The 21,543-nt window shown below is 36.8% G+C and carries 20 protein-coding genes and 1 pseudogene; 19 read left to right on the top strand and 2 right to left on the bottom strand.

All coding sequences use genetic code 11. From position 1 onward, the window contains the following. A pseudogene (locus tag ACTTKP_RS06850) lies at positions 1-236 on the top strand (peroxiredoxin); the annotation flags it as partial. A gap of 128 nt (positions 237-364) precedes the next feature. On the opposite strand, the gene ACTTKP_RS06845 reads toward ACTTKP_RS06850, so the two are convergent. After that, positions 365-526 (bottom strand): IS3 family transposase, encoded by a 162-nt coding sequence (locus ACTTKP_RS06845; RefSeq protein ID WP_442553166.1) that lies wholly within the window; start codon positions 524-526, stop codon positions 365-367. Between the two features lie 347 nt (positions 527-873). Between ACTTKP_RS06845 and ACTTKP_RS06840 the strand changes: the two genes are divergently transcribed. Genes ACTTKP_RS06840 through ACTTKP_RS06790 form a run of 11 tightly spaced genes read left to right on the top strand, consistent with a single transcriptional unit; the run spans position 874 to position 12,125 of the window. Next, positions 874-2,034, top strand: coding sequence for an ABC transporter substrate-binding protein (locus ACTTKP_RS06840; protein ID WP_442553165.1), 1,161 nt, complete (start codon positions 874-876; stop codon positions 2,032-2,034). Between the two features lie 15 nt (positions 2,035-2,049). Continuing rightward, positions 2,050-2,925: a branched-chain amino acid ABC transporter permease gene (locus tag ACTTKP_RS06835; RefSeq protein ID WP_442553164.1), complete on the top strand. Its 876-nt coding sequence runs from the start codon at positions 2,050-2,052 to the stop codon at positions 2,923-2,925. Positions 2,926-2,928: 3 nt separating this feature from the next. Continuing rightward, positions 2,929-3,966, top strand: a complete 1,038-nt coding sequence (locus tag ACTTKP_RS06830) for a branched-chain amino acid ABC transporter permease (protein ID WP_442553163.1) — start codon at positions 2,929-2,931, stop codon at positions 3,964-3,966. Then, positions 3,963-4,760: an ABC transporter ATP-binding protein gene (locus tag ACTTKP_RS06825; protein ID WP_442553162.1), complete on the top strand. Its 798-nt coding sequence runs from the start codon at positions 3,963-3,965 to the stop codon at positions 4,758-4,760. The genes ACTTKP_RS06830 and ACTTKP_RS06825 overlap by 4 nt, the downstream gene beginning before the upstream one ends. After that, entirely contained in the window at positions 4,732-5,445 is a 714-nt protein-coding gene (locus ACTTKP_RS06820) for an ABC transporter ATP-binding protein (RefSeq protein WP_442553167.1), read from the top strand. The genes ACTTKP_RS06825 and ACTTKP_RS06820 overlap by 29 nt, the downstream gene beginning before the upstream one ends. Before the next feature lie 31 nt (positions 5,446-5,476). Beyond that, the gene (gene dhaK / locus ACTTKP_RS06815) at positions 5,477-6,466 is read left to right on the top strand and encodes a dihydroxyacetone kinase subunit DhaK (protein ID WP_442553161.1); all 990 of its coding nucleotides are present in this window, start codon (positions 5,477-5,479) and stop codon (positions 6,464-6,466) included. Between the two features lie 16 nt (positions 6,467-6,482). Then, entirely contained in the window at positions 6,483-7,130 is a 648-nt protein-coding gene (gene dhaL, locus ACTTKP_RS06810) for a dihydroxyacetone kinase subunit DhaL (RefSeq protein WP_442553160.1), read from the top strand. 14 nt (positions 7,131-7,144) lie between these two features. Continuing rightward, a complete protein-coding gene (locus ACTTKP_RS06805) occupies positions 7,145-8,161 on the top strand; it encodes a uroporphyrinogen decarboxylase family protein (RefSeq protein WP_442553159.1) in 1,017 nt (338 codons plus the stop codon). Positions 8,162-8,170: 9 nt separating this feature from the next. Then, positions 8,171-9,178 (top strand): uroporphyrinogen decarboxylase family protein, encoded by a 1,008-nt coding sequence (locus tag ACTTKP_RS06800; RefSeq protein WP_442553158.1) that lies wholly within the window; start codon positions 8,171-8,173, stop codon positions 9,176-9,178. 39 nt (positions 9,179-9,217) lie between these two features. Next, entirely contained in the window at positions 9,218-10,843 is a 1,626-nt protein-coding gene (locus ACTTKP_RS06795) for a sigma 54-interacting transcriptional regulator (RefSeq protein WP_442553157.1), read from the top strand. Positions 10,844-10,847: 4 nt separating this feature from the next. Continuing rightward, positions 10,848-12,125 (top strand): L-cysteine desulfidase family protein, encoded by a 1,278-nt coding sequence (locus ACTTKP_RS06790; protein ID WP_442553156.1) that lies wholly within the window; start codon positions 10,848-10,850, stop codon positions 12,123-12,125. Positions 12,126-12,337: 212 nt separating this feature from the next. Here the strand turns inward: ACTTKP_RS06790 and ACTTKP_RS06785 are convergent, their stop codons facing one another. Continuing rightward, the gene (locus ACTTKP_RS06785; RefSeq protein WP_442553155.1) at positions 12,338-12,679 is read right to left on the bottom strand and encodes a helix-turn-helix transcriptional regulator; all 342 of its coding nucleotides are present in this window, start codon (positions 12,677-12,679) and stop codon (positions 12,338-12,340) included. A gap of 209 nt (positions 12,680-12,888) precedes the next feature. Here ACTTKP_RS06785 and ACTTKP_RS06780 point away from each other — a divergent pair, with 209 nt between their 5' ends. From ACTTKP_RS06780 to ACTTKP_RS06750, 7 genes are all read left to right on the top strand, one after another. Beyond that, entirely contained in the window at positions 12,889-13,701 is an 813-nt protein-coding gene (locus tag ACTTKP_RS06780; RefSeq protein WP_442553154.1) for a MerR family transcriptional regulator, read from the top strand. 71 nt (positions 13,702-13,772) lie between these two features. After that, positions 13,773-15,011: a helix-turn-helix transcriptional regulator gene (locus ACTTKP_RS06775; RefSeq protein ID WP_442553153.1), complete on the top strand. Its 1,239-nt coding sequence runs from the start codon at positions 13,773-13,775 to the stop codon at positions 15,009-15,011. Further along, positions 15,012-15,923 (top strand): WYL domain-containing protein, encoded by a 912-nt coding sequence (locus ACTTKP_RS06770; protein ID WP_442553152.1) that lies wholly within the window; start codon positions 15,012-15,014, stop codon positions 15,921-15,923. 287 nt (positions 15,924-16,210) lie between these two features. Then, complete coding sequence (locus ACTTKP_RS06765; protein ID WP_442553151.1) at positions 16,211-17,488, top strand: RtcB family protein; 1,278 nt, start codon at positions 16,211-16,213, stop codon at positions 17,486-17,488. A gap of 81 nt (positions 17,489-17,569) precedes the next feature. Then, positions 17,570-18,772: an ATP-binding protein gene (locus tag ACTTKP_RS06760; protein ID WP_442553150.1), complete on the top strand. Its 1,203-nt coding sequence runs from the start codon at positions 17,570-17,572 to the stop codon at positions 18,770-18,772. A 96-nt stretch (positions 18,773-18,868) separates the two neighbouring features. Further along, positions 18,869-19,987, top strand: a complete 1,119-nt coding sequence (locus tag ACTTKP_RS06755) for a helix-turn-helix domain-containing protein (RefSeq protein ID WP_442553149.1) — start codon at positions 18,869-18,871, stop codon at positions 19,985-19,987. Between the two features lie 97 nt (positions 19,988-20,084). Continuing rightward, the gene (locus ACTTKP_RS06750; RefSeq protein ID WP_442553148.1) at positions 20,085-21,329 is read left to right on the top strand and encodes an MFS transporter; all 1,245 of its coding nucleotides are present in this window, start codon (positions 20,085-20,087) and stop codon (positions 21,327-21,329) included. The last annotated feature ends 214 nt before the right edge of the window (positions 21,330-21,543 follow it).

The raw sequence follows: 21,543 nt of genomic DNA, 5'->3' as shown, positions 1-21,543 counted from the left end.
CAATTTTGTATTATCCTCTTTCAACAGGAAGAAACTTTGATGAGATTAAGAGAATTATACTTGCGCTTCAAAAGGCAGATGCTGACAACTGTGCAACACCTGCTGACTGGCGCCCGGGTGATGATGTTATCGTACCTACTGCAGGAAGCTGTGGAACTGCTAAGGAACGCATGGAAAATCAGACTGATGAGCAGTATTGCTTAGATTGGTTCCTTTGCTTTAGGAAAGAAAAGTAAGATAGGATGAATTGAGGATATAAGCAAAAAGAGTCGCATTGATGTGAAATGAACTGCTTCCCGTCAAGTAGACAATGAAAAAAATAAAAATTTTCTGCCATCAGATAGTTTTGATCTGGTGGCAGTTTTTATGCTGCTGCCAGATATTGTTCGTGCTTCTCGAATGGAGTTAAAATTCCCAGTTTTCGTTGTAACCGTCTGGTGTTGTAGTATTCAATGTAATCCTCTATCATTTTCACAAGGGATTCTCTGACTGTAAACCGATTACCATAATACCGTTCACGTTTCAAAATGCCCTAGAATAAACTGCTTCCCGCAAAGCGGATATCTGAATAAATAAAGCTTTATATCTTTTTCTGCATATTTTGTGCTGCATATAAAGTAAATGCTAATGAATCGAGTAATAGATGCATAGTGTTAATGTGTTTATTGCTCGATTTTAATTAATGTGAATTTTGTACAAAAAAATATGTGTCAAAATGACACATATAATAGTTATATTATATATCAATATAAAAAATAAATAAATAAAAGTTATATAATATCTACGAATTTGAGCAAAATTACCAAAGTGGTATGGACACAATATTATTCTTTTGATAAGATATAACTATAAAATATAAGGAGGGCTTTCTGTATGAAAAAGAGTTTGTTAAGTAGTTTGCTTGTAATGTCACTTGTTTTTGCAAGTTTATCAGGGTGTGGAAAACAGGGAGGTGAAACAGCCAAAAGTGGAAGTGCAGGTGACTCTGCTAATGGGGACAAAATTCAGATAGCTGTGGCAGCACCAATGACCGGGGATAACTCTGAGTATGGCATTGGTTTTTATAATGCAGCCTTGCTTAAAGCTAAGGAATGGAATGCTAACGGTGGTGTTTTAGGCAAACAGATTGAAATAGTACAGTATGATGATAAAAATACTTCAGAGGAGGCAACTACAATTGCACAAAAAATTGTGTCAGATAAAAAGGTTGCAGGCGTAATTGGACATTTTGCATCGGGAGTATGTATGACGGCAGCTCCTATTTATCAGGAGAATAAAATAATAGAAATTTCTCCATCATCTTCTCATCCTGATTACTCAGGGATAGGTGATTTTATCTTTAGGAACAATACGGTTATATCCAAAGAGGGTGCAGCTAGTATAGATATTGCGGTAAATGATTTAGGTAAAAAGAATGTAGGTATTATTTCTATTATGACAGACTGGGGAACCAATACCTCAAAAATGATAAAAGAGATGGTAGAAAAAACTGATGCTAAGGTTGTAGCACATGAAGAGGTAATGGAAGGTTCTGATGACTATACCCCGGCAATAACAAAGCTTAATGAGGCTGGGGCAGATGTTGTTATATGTTGTGGTATGTATAACTTAGTTGCTCCTGTAGCTAAGCAGTATAAACAGATTAATCCTGATATAAGAATAGTTGGATTCTCAAATTCTTATAGCCAACAGTTGATAGAGCTTGGAGGAGAGGCTGTTGAAGGAGTCTGCTTCCCAGTGATTTTCTTCTCGGAGTCAGATGATGCAGAGGTTAAAAACTATGTAGAATCATTTAAAAAGGAATATGGAAATGCTCCATCGGCTCTTACATCTCAGGCTTATGACTCTGTAGGTATTTTACTTACAGCTATAAAAGAAACCGGAACAACAGATTCAGAAAAAGTAAAGGAAAAACTTTATGAGATTAACTATAAAGGCGTGACCGGAGATACAAAGTTCGATTCAAATGGAGATGTGGATAAACAGTTTGTAAAAGTAACAATTAAAGACGGTAAATTCACAAAAATGGATTAGTGGGAAAGGGAACAGATGTTAATACAGCAGGTGTTTAATGGTCTGGCACTTGGAATGGGATATGCCTTAATAGCGGTTGGATATTCTTTGGTATTTGGAATACTCAGATTAGTTAATTTTTCTCACGGAGCTATTTACGCATTTGGTGCAGAAATGGCAATGGTTTTTATAGGAATGAATTTCGGGATTTTCCCGGGAATTTTGGTGGCAATGGTATTGACGGGAATCTTGGGAATATTAATAGACAAGGCAGCACTTGAGCCGCTTAGAAAGAAAAAGTCAATGCCAATAGCTTCCTTGATTACAACTATAGGAATTTCAAATATAATAACTAATTTGCTTATAATATTTTTGGGTTCTGAAAAAAGGAATTTTAAGCCTCTATTTGGGCAGACCACCATACAGATAGGACAAATAAGTATATCAATGACACAGATTATGATGTGTGTGGTTTCTCTGCTGCTTATGGCTGCTTTAATGTTTGTTGTTTATAAAACTAAAATAGGACTTGCAATGAGAGCCACTGAACAGAATACGAAGGCAGCAAATCTTATGGGAGTGAATGTAAATTTTGTAATATCATTTACATTTTTTCTGGCAGGGGTATCGGCAACTATAGCGGGGGCTCTGGTAAGCGGTTACTATCAGATAGTATATCCTAACATGGGCTTCATGGCCGGATTAAAAGCTTTTGCAGCTGCAGTTTTAGGTGGTATAGGAAGTCTGCCGGGAGCACTTCTCGGTGGACTGGTTGTTGGAGTTTCTGAGAGCATGGCAGCTACGTTTTTAGGTTCGACATATAGAGATTCTATAGCTTTTATTATCCTTATTATAGTCCTTATAGTCAGACCACATGGGCTTTTTGGACGGAAAGGAATTAAAAAGGTGTAAAAAATGAGCAATGAAAAACTTACCAGGCAGAGCAGACTGCAGGAGATGGAAAGTATAATACATCTTCACAGAAAAAAACTGTACATAGCTTTATTTACCTTTTTGATTGCGTTTCCCATAATTTTTAATAATCAGTATCTTTTAACTGTAGTAATAAAAATAGGATCTTATGCGATATTGGCAATGGGACTAAATATTCTTACCGGATACACAGGGCTTGTTTCACTTGGACATGCCGGATTTGTGGCGATAGGGGCATATACTGCGTCAATAGTTGCAATAAAATGTAATATGAATTTTTTTATAGCAACAGTCATTGGCATGATAGCTGCAGGAATTATAGGAGTTCTTTTGGGACTTCCGACATTGAGAGTTACAGGAACCTATCTTTCCATAATAACTCTTGGTTTTGGAGAAATAGTAAAGATGATTCTTATGAACTGGGCTGATGTCACAGGAGGAACTCTTGGAGTAAAAAATATACCTAAACCATCTTTATTCGGCTTTACTTTTAATATTAATAATCATGGATTGTATTATCTTATGATAGTTTTTGTTATTATTACTGCATTATTTTGTCTGTCCCTCGTAAAATCAAAAACAGGAAGAGCATTTATGGCAATAAGGGCAGATGAACTTGCAAGCACAATGATGGGAATACCTGTAACAAGATATAAGATATTGGCATTTGTCATTTCGGCTTCAATCTGTGCCTTGGGCGGAGCATTGTATTCAACTTTAATTGGATATATAGATCCAAATACTTTTAACTTTGATGTTTCAACAATGATACTAAGCATTGTTATTCTTGGTGGAATGGGAACTCTTAGAGGAATGTTCGTAGGAGCAATTATTCTTATAGCTTTTCCTGAAGTGTCAAGATTTCTGATGGAATATAGGTTTGTGCTTTATGGAGCAATTCTGGTATTAATGATGAGATTCAGGCCACAGGGCCTTATGGGATGGAAATCCAGATTACCATATAGAATATCAAAGAATGCCGAAGCTGAATTGAAAAAAATGGAAGAGGATAATGTATGAGGACACAGGCGAAAATACTTGAGGTAAAAAATATAACAAAGCGATTTGGCGGTATTGTTGCAGTGGACGGAGTAAGCCTTGAAATAAACAGAGGTGAGATAATAAGTATAATAGGCCCTAACGGTGCTGGGAAAACGACAGTTTTTAATATGTTAACCGGAGTGTATGAAGTGGATGAGGGCAGTATAGTATTTAATGGAGAAGAAATACAAAATAAGTCTCCACTTCATATAGTCAATGCAGGCATATCAAGAACCTTCCAAAATATAAGACTGTTCAGTGATTTAAGAGTAATAGAAAATGTAATGATAGGTGCACATATAAAAACAAAGTATGGTTTTTTTGGATCTATTTTCAGGACAAAAAAGTTTAGGGATGAAGAGGATGTTAAAGTCGTTCAGGCAATAAGACTGCTTAAATTGATAGGACTTGATCACAGAAGAAATGACTATGCTTCAAACCTTCCATATGGAGAACAGAGAAAACTTGAGATAACAAGAGCTATTGCCACCGGAGCGAAACTTATACTGCTTGATGAACCGGCAGCAGGAATGAATCCTAAGGAATCTACTGAGCTTATGAGGTTTATACAAGAATTAAGGGGTATGGGATATACCATACTTATGATAGAGCATGATATGAGTGTGGTTATGAATGTATCTGATAGGATATACGTAATTGATCATGGTAAACCAATTGCTGACGGTATTCCAGAAGAAATAGCCAATAATCCAAAGGTAATAGAAGCATATTTGGGAGGTGATCATAGTGGTACTGAAAGTTCAGAAACTTAATACCTATTATGGAGCAATTCATGCATTGAAGGGCATAGATATGGAAGTTGAAAAGGGAGAAATAGTATCACTTATCGGGAGTAACGGTGCCGGAAAAACTACATTGCTTAATACCGTGACAGGAGTAGTGAAAGCAAGCAGTGGACAGGTGTTTTTATATGATCAGGAAATAACGAATATACCGTCTTATAACTTAACTAAGATGAAAGTAAGTATTTCTCCTGAAGGACGCGAGGTTTTTCCTGAACTTACTGTGGAAGAAAACCTGAGAATAGGAGCTTATACAGTAAAAGATAAGGCAAAAATTAAGTCTGGATATGAGAGGGTGTATGACCTGTTTCCGAGATTAAAAGAGAGGGTAAGACAGCAGGCGGGAACTCTTTCAGGAGGAGAACAGCAGATGTTGGCTGTAGGAAGGGCACTTATGTCAAGCCCGGAACTGCTATTTCTTGATGAACCATCACTTGGTCTGGCACCAAATTTTGTGGCAATGATATTTGAGATGATAAAGGAAATAAACAAACAAGGTGTAACCATCCTGCTTATAGAGCAGAATGCCAATATGGCACTGATGGCGTCAGACAGGGCTTATGTTATTGAGAATGGACTGGTAACTATGAGTGGTCCTGCAAAAGAAATATCAAAGGATCCAAGAGTTAAAAAGGCTTATCTTGGTATTGGCTGATATGGGACAATCATTTTAAGGAGAAGAATATATGAAAAAAATTATAAATACCCCGGAAGATGTGGTTAAAGAATCACTGGAAGGTATGCAGATGGCATATTGTGATACCTTAGATTATATCCCTGAAAAAGAGGTAATAGTAAGAAAAACTATAAAAGACAAGGTGGGAGTTATTTCGGGTGGAGGAGCCGGTCATGAACCTTTACATGCAGGATTTGTAGGGAGAGGAATGCTTGATGCGGCAGTTTCCGGAAATGTATTCTCATCACCTAGTCCTGATAGAATAGAAGCTGCAGTAAACAGGGTTAATAAGGGAAAAGGAATATTATTTGTAATAAAAAATTATTCAGGTGATATTATGAATTTTGGGCTTGCAGCAGATATGGCAGAGCTGGAAGGAATACAGATTGAAAGTGTGGTGGTAAAAGACGATGTAGCAGTACAAGACAGCACATATTCTACAGGCAGAAGGGGAATAGCGGGAACTGTCTTTGTGCATAAAATAGCAGGAGCAATGGCAGAAACAGGTGCATCTTTAAGTGAAGTGGCAGGAGCAGCGAGAGAAGCCGTTTCTAATATAAGAAGTATGGGTATGGCTATGACACCATGTATACTTCCGGCAGTCGGTAAACCGGGATTTATTTTAGGTGATGACGAGATTGAAATAGGTATGGGCATACATGGAGAACCGGGAGTTGAAAAGACAAAGATAAAAACAGCCAAAGAGGTGGCAGCAATCCTTTTGGATAAGATCCTGAGTGATTATGATTATGAGAACAGTGAGGTAGCTGTTCTTGTAAATGGACTCGGAGGAACTCCTCTTATGGAACTTTATATATTAAACCGTGAAGTACAAATCCTGCTTAAAGAAAAAGGAATAAAGGTACATAAGACACTTGTAGGAAACTATACTACTTCACTTGATATGACCGGCTGTTCATTAACCCTTATGAAACTAAATGATAAATTGAAATCATTGCTGGATGCTTCTTGTGATACTCCGGCATTAAAAATAGATTGAAAGGGGAAGGATTAAAATGGCATTCAGGTTAACGTCAAAAGATTATGCTGAATATATAGAAAGAGCATATAAAGTTATATATGATAACGGAGACTATGTTACAGACTTGGATTTAGCTACGGGTGATGGAGATCATTGGTCTAACTTAAATATGGGGTTTAAAAAGCTTGTTGAAGCAAAGAATGTACTTGAATCATTAAGTATAAGTGATGAACTGAAGGAAATAGGGAAAACAATGATGGCTGTAATAGGAGGTTCTTCAGGTGTACTTTATGGAAGTGCATATATTGCAGCGGCCAAGGTGAGTGTTGATAAAGAATATCTTGATAACAATGGATTATATGAAATCCTTGCGGCTATGTTGGATGCAATAATGTCCAGAGGTCAGGCAAAGCCAGGATTCAAAACAATGATAGATAGTCTGTATCCTGCAGTGGAAGAGTATAAAATCTGTCTTGAAACAGGAGTTTCAGATGAGGAACTTTGTGACAGGGTGAAGAAAGCCGCTAAGGATGGAGCTGACAGTACAGCTGATATGGAGGCTATAAGAGGAAGAGCTACATATCAGGCAGATAAAGGGATTGGGCATCTGGATCCCGGAGCAGTTACTATGTCATACCAGATATCAGAACTTATGAATACTGCAAAAGAGAGAATAATATAGGCTGAGGTAAATGAATGTTACAGTCAAAAAGAGAATTGTTAAAAGCCGCATTTGACGGTCAGGAAACAGATAGAATACCAATAGGATTTTGGCATCACTTCATTTTAGGTAAGGAGCAGTTTCAAGGTCTTGAAAATGAAGATATAAGAGATAGAGCTGTTCTGGGCCATAAGAAGTATTATGAAACGGTAAATCCCGATATGATGAAGTTGATGAATGAGGGATTTATGGGTTATCCGCCTGTTATGGATAATGAGCTAAAAACAGGAGAAGATCTTTTAAGAATAAAAAGCATTGGAGAGGATCATCCATGGATTACAGAGCAGGTAAAGCATGTTAAAAAGCTAACTGATTTGTTTGGGAAAGAGGTTATGACTTTTTACAATGTGTTTGCACCGGTGCAGGTAATAAGAATAAGACTTGAGTTTTATGATTTAGATTTTGAAAGATTTGTATACCTAGCTGAAAATTTTCCTGAGGAACTTTACAAAGCAGGGATGGAAATACAAAAAGATCTTATGATTTTACTTAAGAAATTATTCAAAGAAACAAGTTTAGATGGTATATATTATTGTGTACAGAATATACAAAGTACTATGTATACAAAGGAAGTATATGACAGGTATATCAGACCGACAGAAATAGAGCTGCTAGAGCTGGCAAATCGTCTGAGCGATTATAATATTCTGCATATTTGTGGGTATGCCCATCATAAAAATGATCTGAAATTTTATATTGATTATAAGAGTAAAGCTTATAACTGGGCAGTATTTACAGAAGGGGTATCGCTTAGTGAGGGCAGGAAACTATTTAAGGGAAAGTGTATATTAGGTGGGTTTGACAATAATCCGGATACTCTGATAGATACAGGGTCAAAAGAGGAAGTTGAAGCTTTTGCTAAAAAGCTTATACGAGAGAGCGGTTATAAAGGCTATGTTCTGGGGGCTGACTGTTCGATACCAAATGGAATAGATGATGGACGTATTAGGTGGATTTCAGATATAGCAAATAAAGAATTGAAGGAAAAATAGGAGGCGTTTATGGATGATAGAAAAAACGTGGTAGAGGCATTTTTAAATAACGAAGAATCAGACAGGGTTGTAACTGCTTTCTGGCATCATTTTGTTTCATTTCATAATCATTATAACGGTGATGTAAAGGAAATATATGATGAAATATTGACTAAGCAGAAGAAATATATAGATGAGGTAAAACCGGATTTACTGAAAATAATGTCTGATGGATTTTTTGGACATCCTTCTGTGTGCAGTAAAGTAATTACAACTTTAGATGAATTAAGAGAAGTAAAGTCTGTAGGGGCTAATCATGACTGGATAAACAGACAAGTTGAGTATGTTAAAGAAGTGGCTGACTATGCAGGAGATGATGTATATAAATATTATAATATATTTTCACCTTTACAGTACATAAGGCTTCGTTTTGAAGAATATGACGAAGATTTTAAAAAGTTTACCGGACTATTTAAAGAAGATAAGAATGTTATGGTACAAGCGGCAAAAAATATTGCAGAAGATATTAAAGTGCTTGTTAAAAGATTATTTGAAGAAACCTCTATCGATGGCATATATTATAGTGTACAATGTGTACAGGATAAGAGCTTTACAAAGGAGGTACACAAAGAGTTGGTTGAACCGCTTGATTTGGAAGTTCTTAATTATATAAACACATTTACGGATAATGTAATGTTGCATATTTGTGGTTATGCTAAATACACCAATAATCTTGAATGGTATGCAGATTACCCTGTGAAAGTTTTTAACTGGGCTATATATTCTGAAAACATTTCACTTGCAGAAGGAAAGAAAATATTTAAGGGAAAGCCTGTGCTAGGCGGATTTGATAATGCTCCTGGTAGTATTCTTTATGAAGCAAATGAAGATGAATTGAAAAAAGAAATATATAGGATACTTGATGAGACAGGGACAAAAGGGGTTGCACTTGGAGCAGACTGCACCATAAGTGAAGATATTAAACCTGAAAGACTTGAATTCATTAGGAAAACGGCAGCTGAGTATAAAAACATATAGAGTTGAAGGGAGGAGAGAACCATAGGAAGCAAATTATATTTGGATAAATTTGCTGAGGTTATATCAGATGTGTTAGATACTGATGTCATTATTGTTGATACACATATGGCAATAATAGGGAGAAAATTTAATTATTTCTCGCTTTATAATAAGATAAATTATGGTTCTCTCATCTCTGTTGTTCTTACAAGTGGCAATAAGGTATGTATAAGTAATAAGGCAGATGTACCAAGCTGTAAAAAATGTAAAGTATTCAAAGAATGTAAGATGAGAGGCTTTATAGGTATCCCCATTATTTATGACAAAGAAGTTCTGGGTGTATTAGCACTGATACTTCAAAAAAGTAAATGTAAAAAAATGTTTGAGAAAATAGACTCGACAGTCACATTTATGGAGAACATGGCAAGCCTTATAGCGAAAAGAATTCATGAGCATAATGTTAGAAAGTCACTTAAAGCTAAAGTAAATCAAATTGAAACCATAATAAACATAATGCAGGATGCATTGGCATATACTGACCGTTTTGGGAACATAATATATAAAAATAAGGCTTTTCAAACAATTTTTGAAAAACAGGGAGATGTCACTAATGTGTGTGATATCTATCCTGAATTACAAAGGATAATAAGAAAAGGCAGGAAAGTAGAGAATATAAAAATTTCTATCGAGTATAACAGGGTATATTTTTATGGGACCTTAACGTGTGAACCGATACTTTCAAATGCATCAATTACTGACGAATTTTTATGTTGCTTCAGATCTTACAGAAGTATACAGAATGATTCAGTTTTGTTTGCAAGCGGAACTCTTGTTACTTTCTCATGGCTGTCAAAATATATAGGAAAAGAAATAACAGAGAAAGCCAAAGAAATATCGCAGGGGAATGCTTCTGTTTTAATTGAGAGTGATGACAATGCGATAAACGAATTGATTGCAAAAGCAATCATAAATTATTCTGACAGAAGACTTCAGAAGATGAAGGTAATATATATGCAAAATGTATATAGAGATTTGATGGATTCATTTTTGTTTGATGAGCATGGTTTGCTTTGGAGTATGGATAAAGGCACTATTGTTATTGTACAGCCGGAAAAAATGCTTCTGCACATTCAGAACAAATTAGCGGAATATTTGAAGAATGAATATTCTCTGATAAAATTGAACAAAAAATCTGAACCGAGTGTAAGAAGTATATTTTGTACAACTGAAAATTTAAGTGAACTTGTACGAGAGGGCTTATTCAGTAGAGCCTTATATGAACAGATAAGTAAGACAACATTGAAAAATGTCGAAACAGTTTACAATAATAAACTTTTATTTTCAAGATTTTTTGAAAGTGGAATAAAATATTATAACCGTGTATATGGTAAAATTCATGCAGATAAAACAGAAGATTTTTTTGAGGAACTTTGGAACAAAAGAAAAGAGTATGATTTAGGAACGCTGGAAACATTAATTGAAGTTTTTGTGAAAGATGGGAAAGATAAAATTAAAATTTCAGATGAAGAAGGTATAAGTTTTACTAACAAGGAGATAGAGAAATACAGATTAAAAGAGCTATTGGTTAAAGGAATGTCTAAGAAGGATATTTGCAGGATATTAGGTTATTCTAGAAGCACTCTTTACAGAAAAATTAAAAAATATGAATTTGAGGAGTTTGGGTAATAAAATGGAGAAAGATAGCAAGATATATAAGGCATATACAGATATTCTTAAAGAAGAATTAAAGGCGGCAATGGGCTGCACAGAGCCTATATCGCTTGCATACGCAGGATCACTTGTGAGAAAATTTTTGGGGTTAATTCCAGATAGGATGAATGTACAAGTAAGTGGCAGTATAATTAAAAATGTAAAGTCAGTAGTTATTCCAAACACAGGTGGTTTGAAGGGGATTAAAGCTGCAGTGGCAGCAGGTATAATAGCAGGTGATGCTGAAAAAGAGTTGGAAGTTATATCAGAAGTTTCTGAGAGTAAAAAAGCTGAAATTAAAAAATATTCTGAAAATTCAGAAATAAATGTAGAGCATTTAAAAGACTCAGAACTTTTTGAGATTATTATAAGAGCTGAAAATAAAAAATCGTATGTAAAGGTTCATATTGTAAATACACATACTAATGTAATATTAATAGAAAAAGATGGGGAAATATTATTTTCTAAAAAAGAAGAAATAAGTGGTGATAAGTATCGTGATGATAGGCAGTTACTTAACATGGAAGATATATGGGAATTTATCCAGACAGTAGATATTGAAGATATAAAGCCTATACTAAAAAATCAGGCAGAGTGCAATTTTGCTATAGCACAAGAAGGGATGGAGCATGATTACGGTGCCAATATAGGCAAGATTCTACTTAGAATGTATGAAGAGGATGTTAAAACGAAAGCAAAAGCTATGGCAGCAGCAGGTTCTGATGCGAGAATGAGTGGTTGTGAGCTGCCGGTAGTAATAAATTCCGGAAGTGGTAATCAAGGGATAACGGTTTCTGTTCCGGTAATAGTTTATGCTAATGAATTAAAATGTACCGAGGAGAAGATGTATAGGGCATTGGCACTGTCAAACCTTACGGCCATTCATCAGAAGAGTTTTATTGGTACTCTTTCAGCATATTGTGGAGCCGTTAGCGCAGGTGTGGGCAGCGGGGCAGGAATTGCATATTTGCAAGGAGCTACGCTTTCAGAGATAAAAGACACTATTATTAATGCTTTGGCAATAACATCGGGAATTATCTGTGATGGTGCGAAAGCTTCCTGTGCAGCTAAAATAGCTGCCTCAGTTGATGCAGGAATTATGGGATTTAATATGAGCAAAGAAGGACAGAGATTTAAGGGTGGAGATGGCATCGTAACAGATGATGTGGAGTCTACAATTAAGAATGTAGGAAGACTTGGAAAAGAAGGAATGAAAGAGACTAATGATGAGATTATAAGCATGATGATAGGAGAATAGAGGATAATATAAGTTTATCCGGCTAAGCAACAGATTTTACTCCAGTTTGTAAAACAGTATTTATTACATTTGATTTATAAAGGTAGAATAAGATAGAATAAATTAATTTTATAGGAACAAGGAGCCATATTGCTGTTAAAAGTGGTATGGTTCCTTGTTATATTTGTTTTATTATTGTACTGTTTCGAACTTATTTATTATGATATTTAGTTTTACAGCAAATGATTATGTCCGCTTTTTCTATAGGAGAGTGGAGTACAGCCATATTCTCTTAAAAATAAGCGGTTAAAATAGCTTTGGTCAAAGAAACTGCAGTTTTGTGCTATTTCAGCAACGCTATCAGTGGTGGAACGAAGCAGGTTGAGGCTGACTTCCAGCCTATGCTTATTTAAGAATGTCATTGGAGAGAGCTTGGTATATTTCTTAAACAGCTTTGCACATTGACTGCGGCTTACATTTCCTGCGGTTGCAATATCGTCAAGAACTAATTCTTCATTAAAATTCTTATATACATACTCTACCATTTTCTGAATTGTAAAGGCATTATTATCCATAGGTACTTTTTTAGGCTCGTCTATATAGGCAAGGTAAAGCTGCCGATATTCAAGTTGGTAGGGAGTTCTAATACTATTGAAAATTAATTTTGAACATGATATATAGTAATGTTAAGAGAAAGGTAGGCTTTGAAGTATTTTTTATAGTTAGCTATTGACCTTATAGCCAACTGCAATGATATAACCATTTCAGAAAGGAGGTACATGGTATGACGATTAAGGAATTTGCCCACCTCTGTGGCTGTAACCCTCAGACGCTTCGTTACTATGATCATGTAAATCTGCTGAAACCGGTTAAAGTTGATAAATGGTCAGGATACCGATTTTATGAGGAGGAACAGGCTCTTGCTTTTGTTAAAATAAAAAATCTACAAAAAGCAGGATTTTCAATAGACGAGATAAAAGGGCTTCTTGATAAGGATAATCTTGTAATCTATCAGGCTTTCGAAAAAAAGATAGCTGAAGAAGAAAAAAGATTGCAGGAAATCAAAGACATCCAAAGGTCATATCAGACTGAAATGAATAATATTAAGGAAAAAATCAATGAAGCAAGAAAAAGAATTACAGAGACAATGCAGGGTTATGATCCATCAGAGGAATTTGGAATTTCTGCATCTGAGTATGAGGCTATTATTAGCAATGTGAATAATCTATTTGACAATATTACTGTTTCAGATATAAGCAGTTTTGACTATGAAGAATTCCATAGAGGGGAAGAAGCGGTAGAGGAACAGGAGTATCTCGATTTGCTTAATAATCCTGACTATGAAATTGTTTATGAAAAACATGGCTGGGACAATGTCAAAGATTTTATTGATGAATTTAATGAAATTGAAAATGATGTGGAGTATGCAATATATCTTCGTGTAAAAGGGTCCAAAGCGGCTGACAACATAGCTTTTTCAAATACCCTACTTGTAATCTTGATTGCAAGAAATACTGACAAGAAGAGCAACTTTACCTGCAATATCGAGAAGTCTGAGGATGATAAAAATCATTTTTGGCTTTTAAAACATAGATAGCAAACCGCCATATGCTAAGCTACAGTGCGGAGGCTGTGGCTTAGCACTTATGTGGTTTTATAGGAGGGCTTATGGCATATAGCGAGCTATTAAAGAACTTTAACAAAATACGTGACTATATGAGGGAATTTTATGTTTACGGATTCAAAAGCAGGGATGAGTTTACCGGAAAAAGTGCCCGCTCTTACGATGATGAGCGCCGCCGACTCGAGAGTTGGCTTGGAGAATATATGCGATTTCGTCATACTCCTACCGGTAAAAATATGTTCATTTCCATAGACAGCAGAGAATCTTGCCATAATCCTTTATTTAAGGCGTGGAAAGCAAAAAGCTTTACGGATGGGGACATTACGCTTCATTTCATACTTTTTGACATTCTTTGTAATTCTGAAGTAAGTCTTTCAATAGATGAAATAATAACGGAGATAGACAGATACTTGGCAAAGTTTGTAAAGCCCAGAATGTTTGATGAATCTACAATCAGAAAGAAACTGAAAGAATATGTTATGCAAGGCCTAATAATTTCGGAAAGAAAAGGAAGAGCAGTGTATTACAGGAGAGCAGATGATATTGACTTACCGAATCCGGATATGCTTGATTTCTTTTCAGAGGTACTGCCCTGTGGGGTGATTGGCTCCTTCCTGCTTGATAAAGCTGAAGCTCACGAAAGCAGATTTGCATTTAAGCACCATTATATCACAGGGGCTATGGACAGTGAGGTCATTTACTTAATTTTTAATGCCTTAAGAGAGAAACGAAGTGTAAGTCTTGAGATGATGAGCAGAAATAAGAATAAAACTACTAAAACCCGGGTAGTGCCGCTGAAGCTCTTGATAAGTGTACAGAGCGGTAGAAGCTATCTGATGGCATATTCGCCCGGGTTTAACAGGATTAATTCCTTTAGGACGGACAATATCATCTCCATAAAGGCCGAAAATGTAAGTGAGAGATTTGATGAACTCCGTGAGAAGCTCGCAGGAATGCTTCCGCATATGTGGGGTGTAAGTACACAAAGTATATCGGGTGCCAGAATGGAAGAGGTCTCTTTTACTATTCATTATGAGGATGACGAACGGTATATTATTAATCGCTTAGAAAGAGAGAAACGCTTTGGGACAGTAGAGCATATTGACGGTAATACTGCCAGATTTTCGATGACAGTATTTGATTCCGGGGAACTGATTCCATGGATCAGAACATTTACAGGAAGAATAACGGAGATTCATTTTTCAGATAAAATCCTTGAAGAACAATTCAGGAAAGATATAAATGATATGTATGCAATGTATGGAATCGGAGGTGATGAATAAATGATCTTTTCCGAAGTTTACGGTGCATATTATAATACTGTGGCTGCTGTGATTAAAAAGGCGGTAAGACACCCTGTTTCGGAGGCGGAAATAAGGGAAATTATTGAAAAACATGCATTTGGTGAAAGTAAAGCAGTAATTCCGGAAGCAATAAAAAGTGAGAGATGGCAGCTAATAACCAAGGATGGAATGACACCGATAAAAAACAATCCGTCTTTGCCCTTGTCTCTTTTACAGAAGCAGTGGTTAAAGGCAGTTGCCTGTGATCAAAGAATCAGATTATTTGGCGATATAGATATAGATTTTACTGATGTAGAGCCATTATTTCGTCCTGAGGATATATTTGTGTTTGACAGATGTAATGATGGTGACAATTATTCGGATGAGGATTATATTGCCAACTTCAGACTTATTCTTGATGCAATAAAACAGCAGTATCCACTCAGTATAGATGTAAAAAACAGAAGGGGAGAAGCCGCAAATCGGACTATATTGCCTCAGTATCTGGAGTACTCAGAAAAAGATGATAAATTCAGACTGATTGGTGCGGGAGAAAAATTTGGTCTGACAATAAATCTCGGAAGGATAATAAGTTGCAGGCGGTGTGATAATCCACCGAAAATTAAGAGAATGAAATATAATAAGGCTCTACCTCGCAGAGTCATCCTTGAACTGACAGACTGCAGAAATGTACTTGAGAGAGTGCTTCTTCATTTTGCACACTTTAAAAAAACAGCAGAAAGAATTGATAAAGACAGATATACCATTACAATTCATTATGATAAAGAGGATGAAACAGAGGTAGTAATCAGAGTTCTTTCATTCGGGCCGCTGGTCAAAGCCACAGCACCGGAGCATTTTATAAATTTAATAAAACAGAGGCTGATCAGCCAGAAAAGTTGTGAGCAGTAGGTGTTCGCAACTTTTTTTCCGTGAATAATAATTTTCGGAAAGGTAAAATGATATTGTAAGTAAGATAACTTATATCCCACTTAAATATTATTTAGCCTAAATGATTCACAAAGCATCTTGTGAAATATAGTAATCAAGCAGAAGGCGTGAAATTACGATTATTCACAAGATGTTTGATAACATCACCCATAGTCGCAGACCGAAAACTGCTTATCCTGCTGTACTATGTAGAATAAGAGGTCTGTGCCTATACTGTGAATAATTGGGGGTTAGAAAGGACTGAGATTATGTTAGAGATTAAAGGAAAAATGAATACTGCAATCTGTTATGCAAAGGTTATTGAAGATGTGGCTATAGAACAGATTAAAAGGATGTGTGATTATGAACTGACAGCCGGAAACAAGGTAAGAATAATGCCTGATGTACACGCAGGTAAGGGCTGTACAATAGGAACTACAATGACAGTTACGGATAAGGTCTGCCCTAATATTGTGGGCGTAGACATTGGTTGCGGGATGTATACCGTAAAACTTGCTGATAAGAGCCTTGACTTTGAGAAAATAGATGAGGCCTGCCACTATATTCCATCCGGCAGGAACGTATGGGATGGGCGTAGGGAGAAATTTGATATACAGGAACTGAAATGCTATCGTGCTCTAAAGGATACAAAGAGACTGGCACGCTCCTTAGGTACGCTTGGGGGAGGAAACCATTTTATAGAGATAGATAAGGCAGCAGATGGTACACATTATCTGGTAATCCATTCAGGAAGCAGAAACCTTGGAAAACAGGTTGCGGAAATTTATCAGCAGCTTGCAATAGATCTTCATGCAGGAAAAGAGGATTATTTTATAAGAAGAGAGGAAATTATCCGTACATATAAAGAAGCGGGCAGACGGGCAGAGATACAGGATACATTAAAGGAACTGGCTAAAGAATACACTGCCAAGACTTCTGATGTTCCTGAAGACCTTTGCTGGTTGTACGGCTCTTTTCTTGGAGACTATTTGCATGATGTAGAAATATGCCAGAGATTTGCCTGCAGAAACAGGGAAATAATGGCAGAAACCATATTGGAAAGGACAGGTATGTCTAAAGAAGAAGCATTTCATACAATCCATAACTACATAGACACGAATGAGATGATTCTTCGTAAAGGTGCAATCGCAGCCCATAAAGGCGAGAGGGTACTTATACCTATAAATATGAGAGACGGCTCGGTAATCGCTGTGGGAAAAGGCAACCCTGAATGGAATTATTCGGCACCTCATGGGGCAGGACGTATTATGTCCAGAGGAAAGGCAAAGGAAACCCTAAGCCTGGAAGAATACAGGGCTTCTATGGAAGGTATATATACAACTTCCGTAAATGAGAGCACCATTGATGAAGCACCTATGGTGTATAAATCCCTTGATGATATTCTGGATGTTATTAATGAGGCGGTGGATATTGTAGATATTATAACGCCTGTTTATAATTTTAAGGCGGGGGAAGATGAAAAGCCTTGGGAGAAGAGAGGGAAAAATGATAAATACTTTTTGGAATATAATCCTAAAAACAACTAAAAGATAATTATTTTTGGTATAAAACTCAAAAACTTTACAAAACATATGAGTAGTGTTATCATTGTTGTAAGGGGGTGCAGAATGATAATTAGAGAAGAATACCTGAATAAACTAAAGGTACTTAAGGATAAGAATATTATTAAGATTGTAACAGGAATCAGAAGATGTGGAAAATCAACATTATTGCTTCAGTTTAGGGACTGGCTGATAGAACACGGTGTTAAGAAATCTCAGATAATTTTGATTAATTTTGAAGATTTGGAGTATGAGGACTTAACCGATTATAAAAGCCTCCATAAATATATTAAAGAACGCTTGAAGAAAAATGTTAAGACCTATGTTTTCCTGGATGAAATTCAAAGTGTATATAAGTTTCCCAAAGTATTGAATAGTCTTCAGTTAAATCCTGATGTAGATTTGTATGTGACCGGTTCCAATGCCTATATGCTTTCAAGCGAAATAGCTACACTTATATCAGGAAGATATATTCAGATTGAAATGCTTCCCTTGTCATTTAAGGAATATTGTATTGCCAAGGATGGCTTTGAAGACAGAATAACAAAATACACTGATTACTTGTCATCAAGTTCATTTCCTTATGTGTTAGAATTGAATTCCAATCCTAATATAATTAGAGGTTATCTGGAAAGTATCTATAACACTATTGTAATTAAAGATATTATGAATCGAAAACAGGTAACAGATTCAATGATGCTTCAAAGTGTTTTGAAATTTATCTTTGACAACATCGGTAATCCGCTTTCTACAAAAAAAATAGCTGATACAATGTCTTCCGATGGCAGAAAGATTGACTCTAAAACAATAGAAAAATATCTTACCGCTCTTAAGGAGTCCTATATTATTTATCAGGCAAAAAGGTATGATATAAAAGGAAAACAATATCTCAAGACATTGGATAAATATTATGTGATTGATATCGGACTTCGATATATGCTTCTTGGTAAACGCGGTATGGATGCGGGGCATATTCTTGAAAACGTAGTTTATCTTGAACTGCTTCGGAGGGACTATGATGTATATATAGGAAAAGCAGATTCATTTGAAGTAGATTTTGTTGCACAGAATCAGGATGGCAATCATTATTATCAGGTTGCATTGACTGTAAGAGATGAAACTACATTAGCCAGAGAAATAAGACCGCTTCAAATGCTTCAGGATGATTATCCCAAAGTAATACTTACATTGGATGATGACCCATCAAGAGATATTGAAGGCATCAAAATAATAAATGCGAGAGATTGGCTATTAGGATTGAATAGGTAGAGAAGGGAATGTGAATTCGTTGTATAAACTTCAAATTGAGTTGAAAGGGAAAGTCCCGAAATAATCAGTCTGCTAAAGTGAGGTGTATATAATTACATGAATTATCAAGGGTATATCATTTATCGTGAGAGGCTTAGGAGAAATTGGAGCCAGACGGGACTGTGCAAGGGGATTTGTACAGTATCATATTTGTCTAAAATTGAAACCGGCAAAGCAGAACCATCAGAGGAAGTTTTGAGGCTTCTCCTAGCAAGACTTGAGCTAAAGTGTGATAAAGAAATCGAAAAAGAAGCTGCTGAACTGGCAGAACAAGGTTGGGAATTTTTGCTTGACGGCAGGCTTGATCAGCTAAATGATTTGTTGCAGACAAAGGATATAGAATACTATAGGGCTACTCCTGCTTGGCTGGATTTGACCTTGCTTTCTTCCAAAGTTCCGTTAGATAAGGCAATAGAGGCCTGTATGGATACACGTCAACTGGCTATGCAGCGAATATTACAGGGACAGGAAAACGAGGCAGTACGGCTAACGCCCAATGCATATACCTATTTGAAGTTAGGAATTGCTGATTACAAGGTTGGACACTATTCATCGTCAGTGGATGCGCTTCAGACTGCCTATGATTTGGCAAGCAGAGAAGGCAGGGTAAAGATTATGCTGGATGCAAAAATTTTCCTTGGCAACGCCTATGGTAACCAGCAGGATATCCCAAATATGGAACGTCATTATCAGGTTGTGAAACGACTGGCAGAGGGTTTGCAAGATCAGAGAACTCTATACTTTATCGGATATAACACAGCATCATCATGGATTGAAATCGGCCGCTATGAGGAAGCTTATAAATGGTTTTCTAAGTTGGAAAAGCCCACACTGATGTCACTGCACAAATTGGCAATCTGCTGTGAAAAAACAGGGAGGCGGGAGGAAGCTCTCACCGCATTGAATCGGGCAGAAACCATGGATGCTGATGAGATTAATCAGTCTATAGCGATGCAGTTACTTAGCCTTGTTCGTTATAGATTGGATTACCCGGACTATCTTACTCATGATGAATATGGCTCACTGCTTTTGGAATGCTTTAATCGCCTTCAAAGAGAGCTGCCTTCCGGCTATGCAATCTTTCACCTGCCTTGGGTGTTAGAATGGTATAAGGCAACCAGACAGTATAAGAAGGCGTGTGAATTGATGGAGGAATTTCCCGGAAAGACAGTATAAAGAGGAATTAAGCCCGTATATTTGGAATAATTTTCCCAAATATACGGGCTTATCTTTGTCTAATATAAATGCTACACTATTTATAGAGGTGATAAATATGAAAACAACAAAACTTTGGACTCGGAACTTTAGCTTAGTGATTATTGCATCAACTATTGGCACAGTTGGTGCAATCGCAGGCGGTTTTGCATTAGCTTTCCTGGTATTTGATGAAACCGGCAGTACCTTGGCATCGGCTTTGATTGTGGCAATCCAGCTTATTCCACATCTATTGCTCCCGGTTGTAATTGCTCCATTCATGGATAGATTACCGCGCAAAACTTTTCTGGTAGCGGGCGATGCCGCGAATGCTTTTGTGTTAGCCGGAATGGGATTATGGTTACTGTTCTTTGATTTTTCCTATATCGGCTATCTGGCAGTATCTTTGATGTTAGCCTGCCTGGGGGCAGTGGACGAGTTGGCTTTCACTAGTATCTACCCGGAATTGATTCCGGAAGGAGCTAAGCAAAAGGGCTATGCTGTGTCATCCATGCTTTATCCGGTTCTGAAAGTCATCATGACACCATTGGCCGCAGTTCTCCTGGATACACTAGGAGTTGCCTGGATTCTGATCGCACAGAGTGGGCTGTCATTGGTTGCCACTATTACAGAGAGCTTTATCCAATTGGATGAAACAAAACGACATAATCGTACGCCATATTCTTTGAGGGAATGGACCTGTGATATACGGGAGGCAGTGCGGTATTTGAAGGAAGAACGCGGCCTTCGCGGTATCTACGAATATATGGCAGTTACCAATGGAGTAGCCCGCGGCTTTTCTCCTATTCTTGTAGCTTTTTTCCGTACTTTTCCGGGCTTCACTGTTACCATGTATTCAGCGTTTTCAGTGGTAGAGTTTGCAGGGCGGACAATTGGTAGTGCACTGCAATATCGAATCAATATTCCTGACAAGAAGAAATACGGTTTTGCGTTTTTTGTTTATCAGGTTTATGAAACCATGGATATGTGTTTGCTCTGGCTTCCCTATCCGCTTATGTTGCTTAACAGGGGAATTTGTGGATTTCTGGGTAGCAACAGTGCAATTATGCGAAGTGCAGCCGTACAAAGTTATATTCCTGAAAGGCTAAGGTCTCGCATCAATGCTTTCGAAGGTGTACTGATTACTGCCGGTTCCGGTGTTTTTGCCCTGCTTATGGGGTTTCTTGGAGAGATACTTGATTACCGCCTGTGTCTTACAATTGGAGGTGCTATCGCCATGCTTGCCAGTTGGATCCTGATTTGGGGTAGGCGTAAAGATGTTAGTATGGTATATGAAACGGAAGATGTAAACGTGAAACAATAAGCTATTGAGACATTTTCCTTCAATCTTTAATCGGATTAGTGTTTGATAAATTCGAATACAAAAATGATTGTGCAGCATCAACAAAATAACTATGGGAAGTTGATGCTGCAAAGGATGATAACCTCGGTGACAATGTTGCTACCGGGGTTGTTTTTTTTGATAGAAAAAGCACGGCTACTATGTTATGATAAATGATATATCAGGTGAAGTGTTC

The sequence above is a fragment of the Catonella sp. genome (assembly GCF_052169795.1).
In the GTDB taxonomy this organism is placed as follows: domain Bacteria; phylum Bacillota; class Clostridia; order Lachnospirales; family Lachnospiraceae; genus Catonella.
This window is presented reverse-complemented; position numbering and strand designations above follow the sequence as displayed.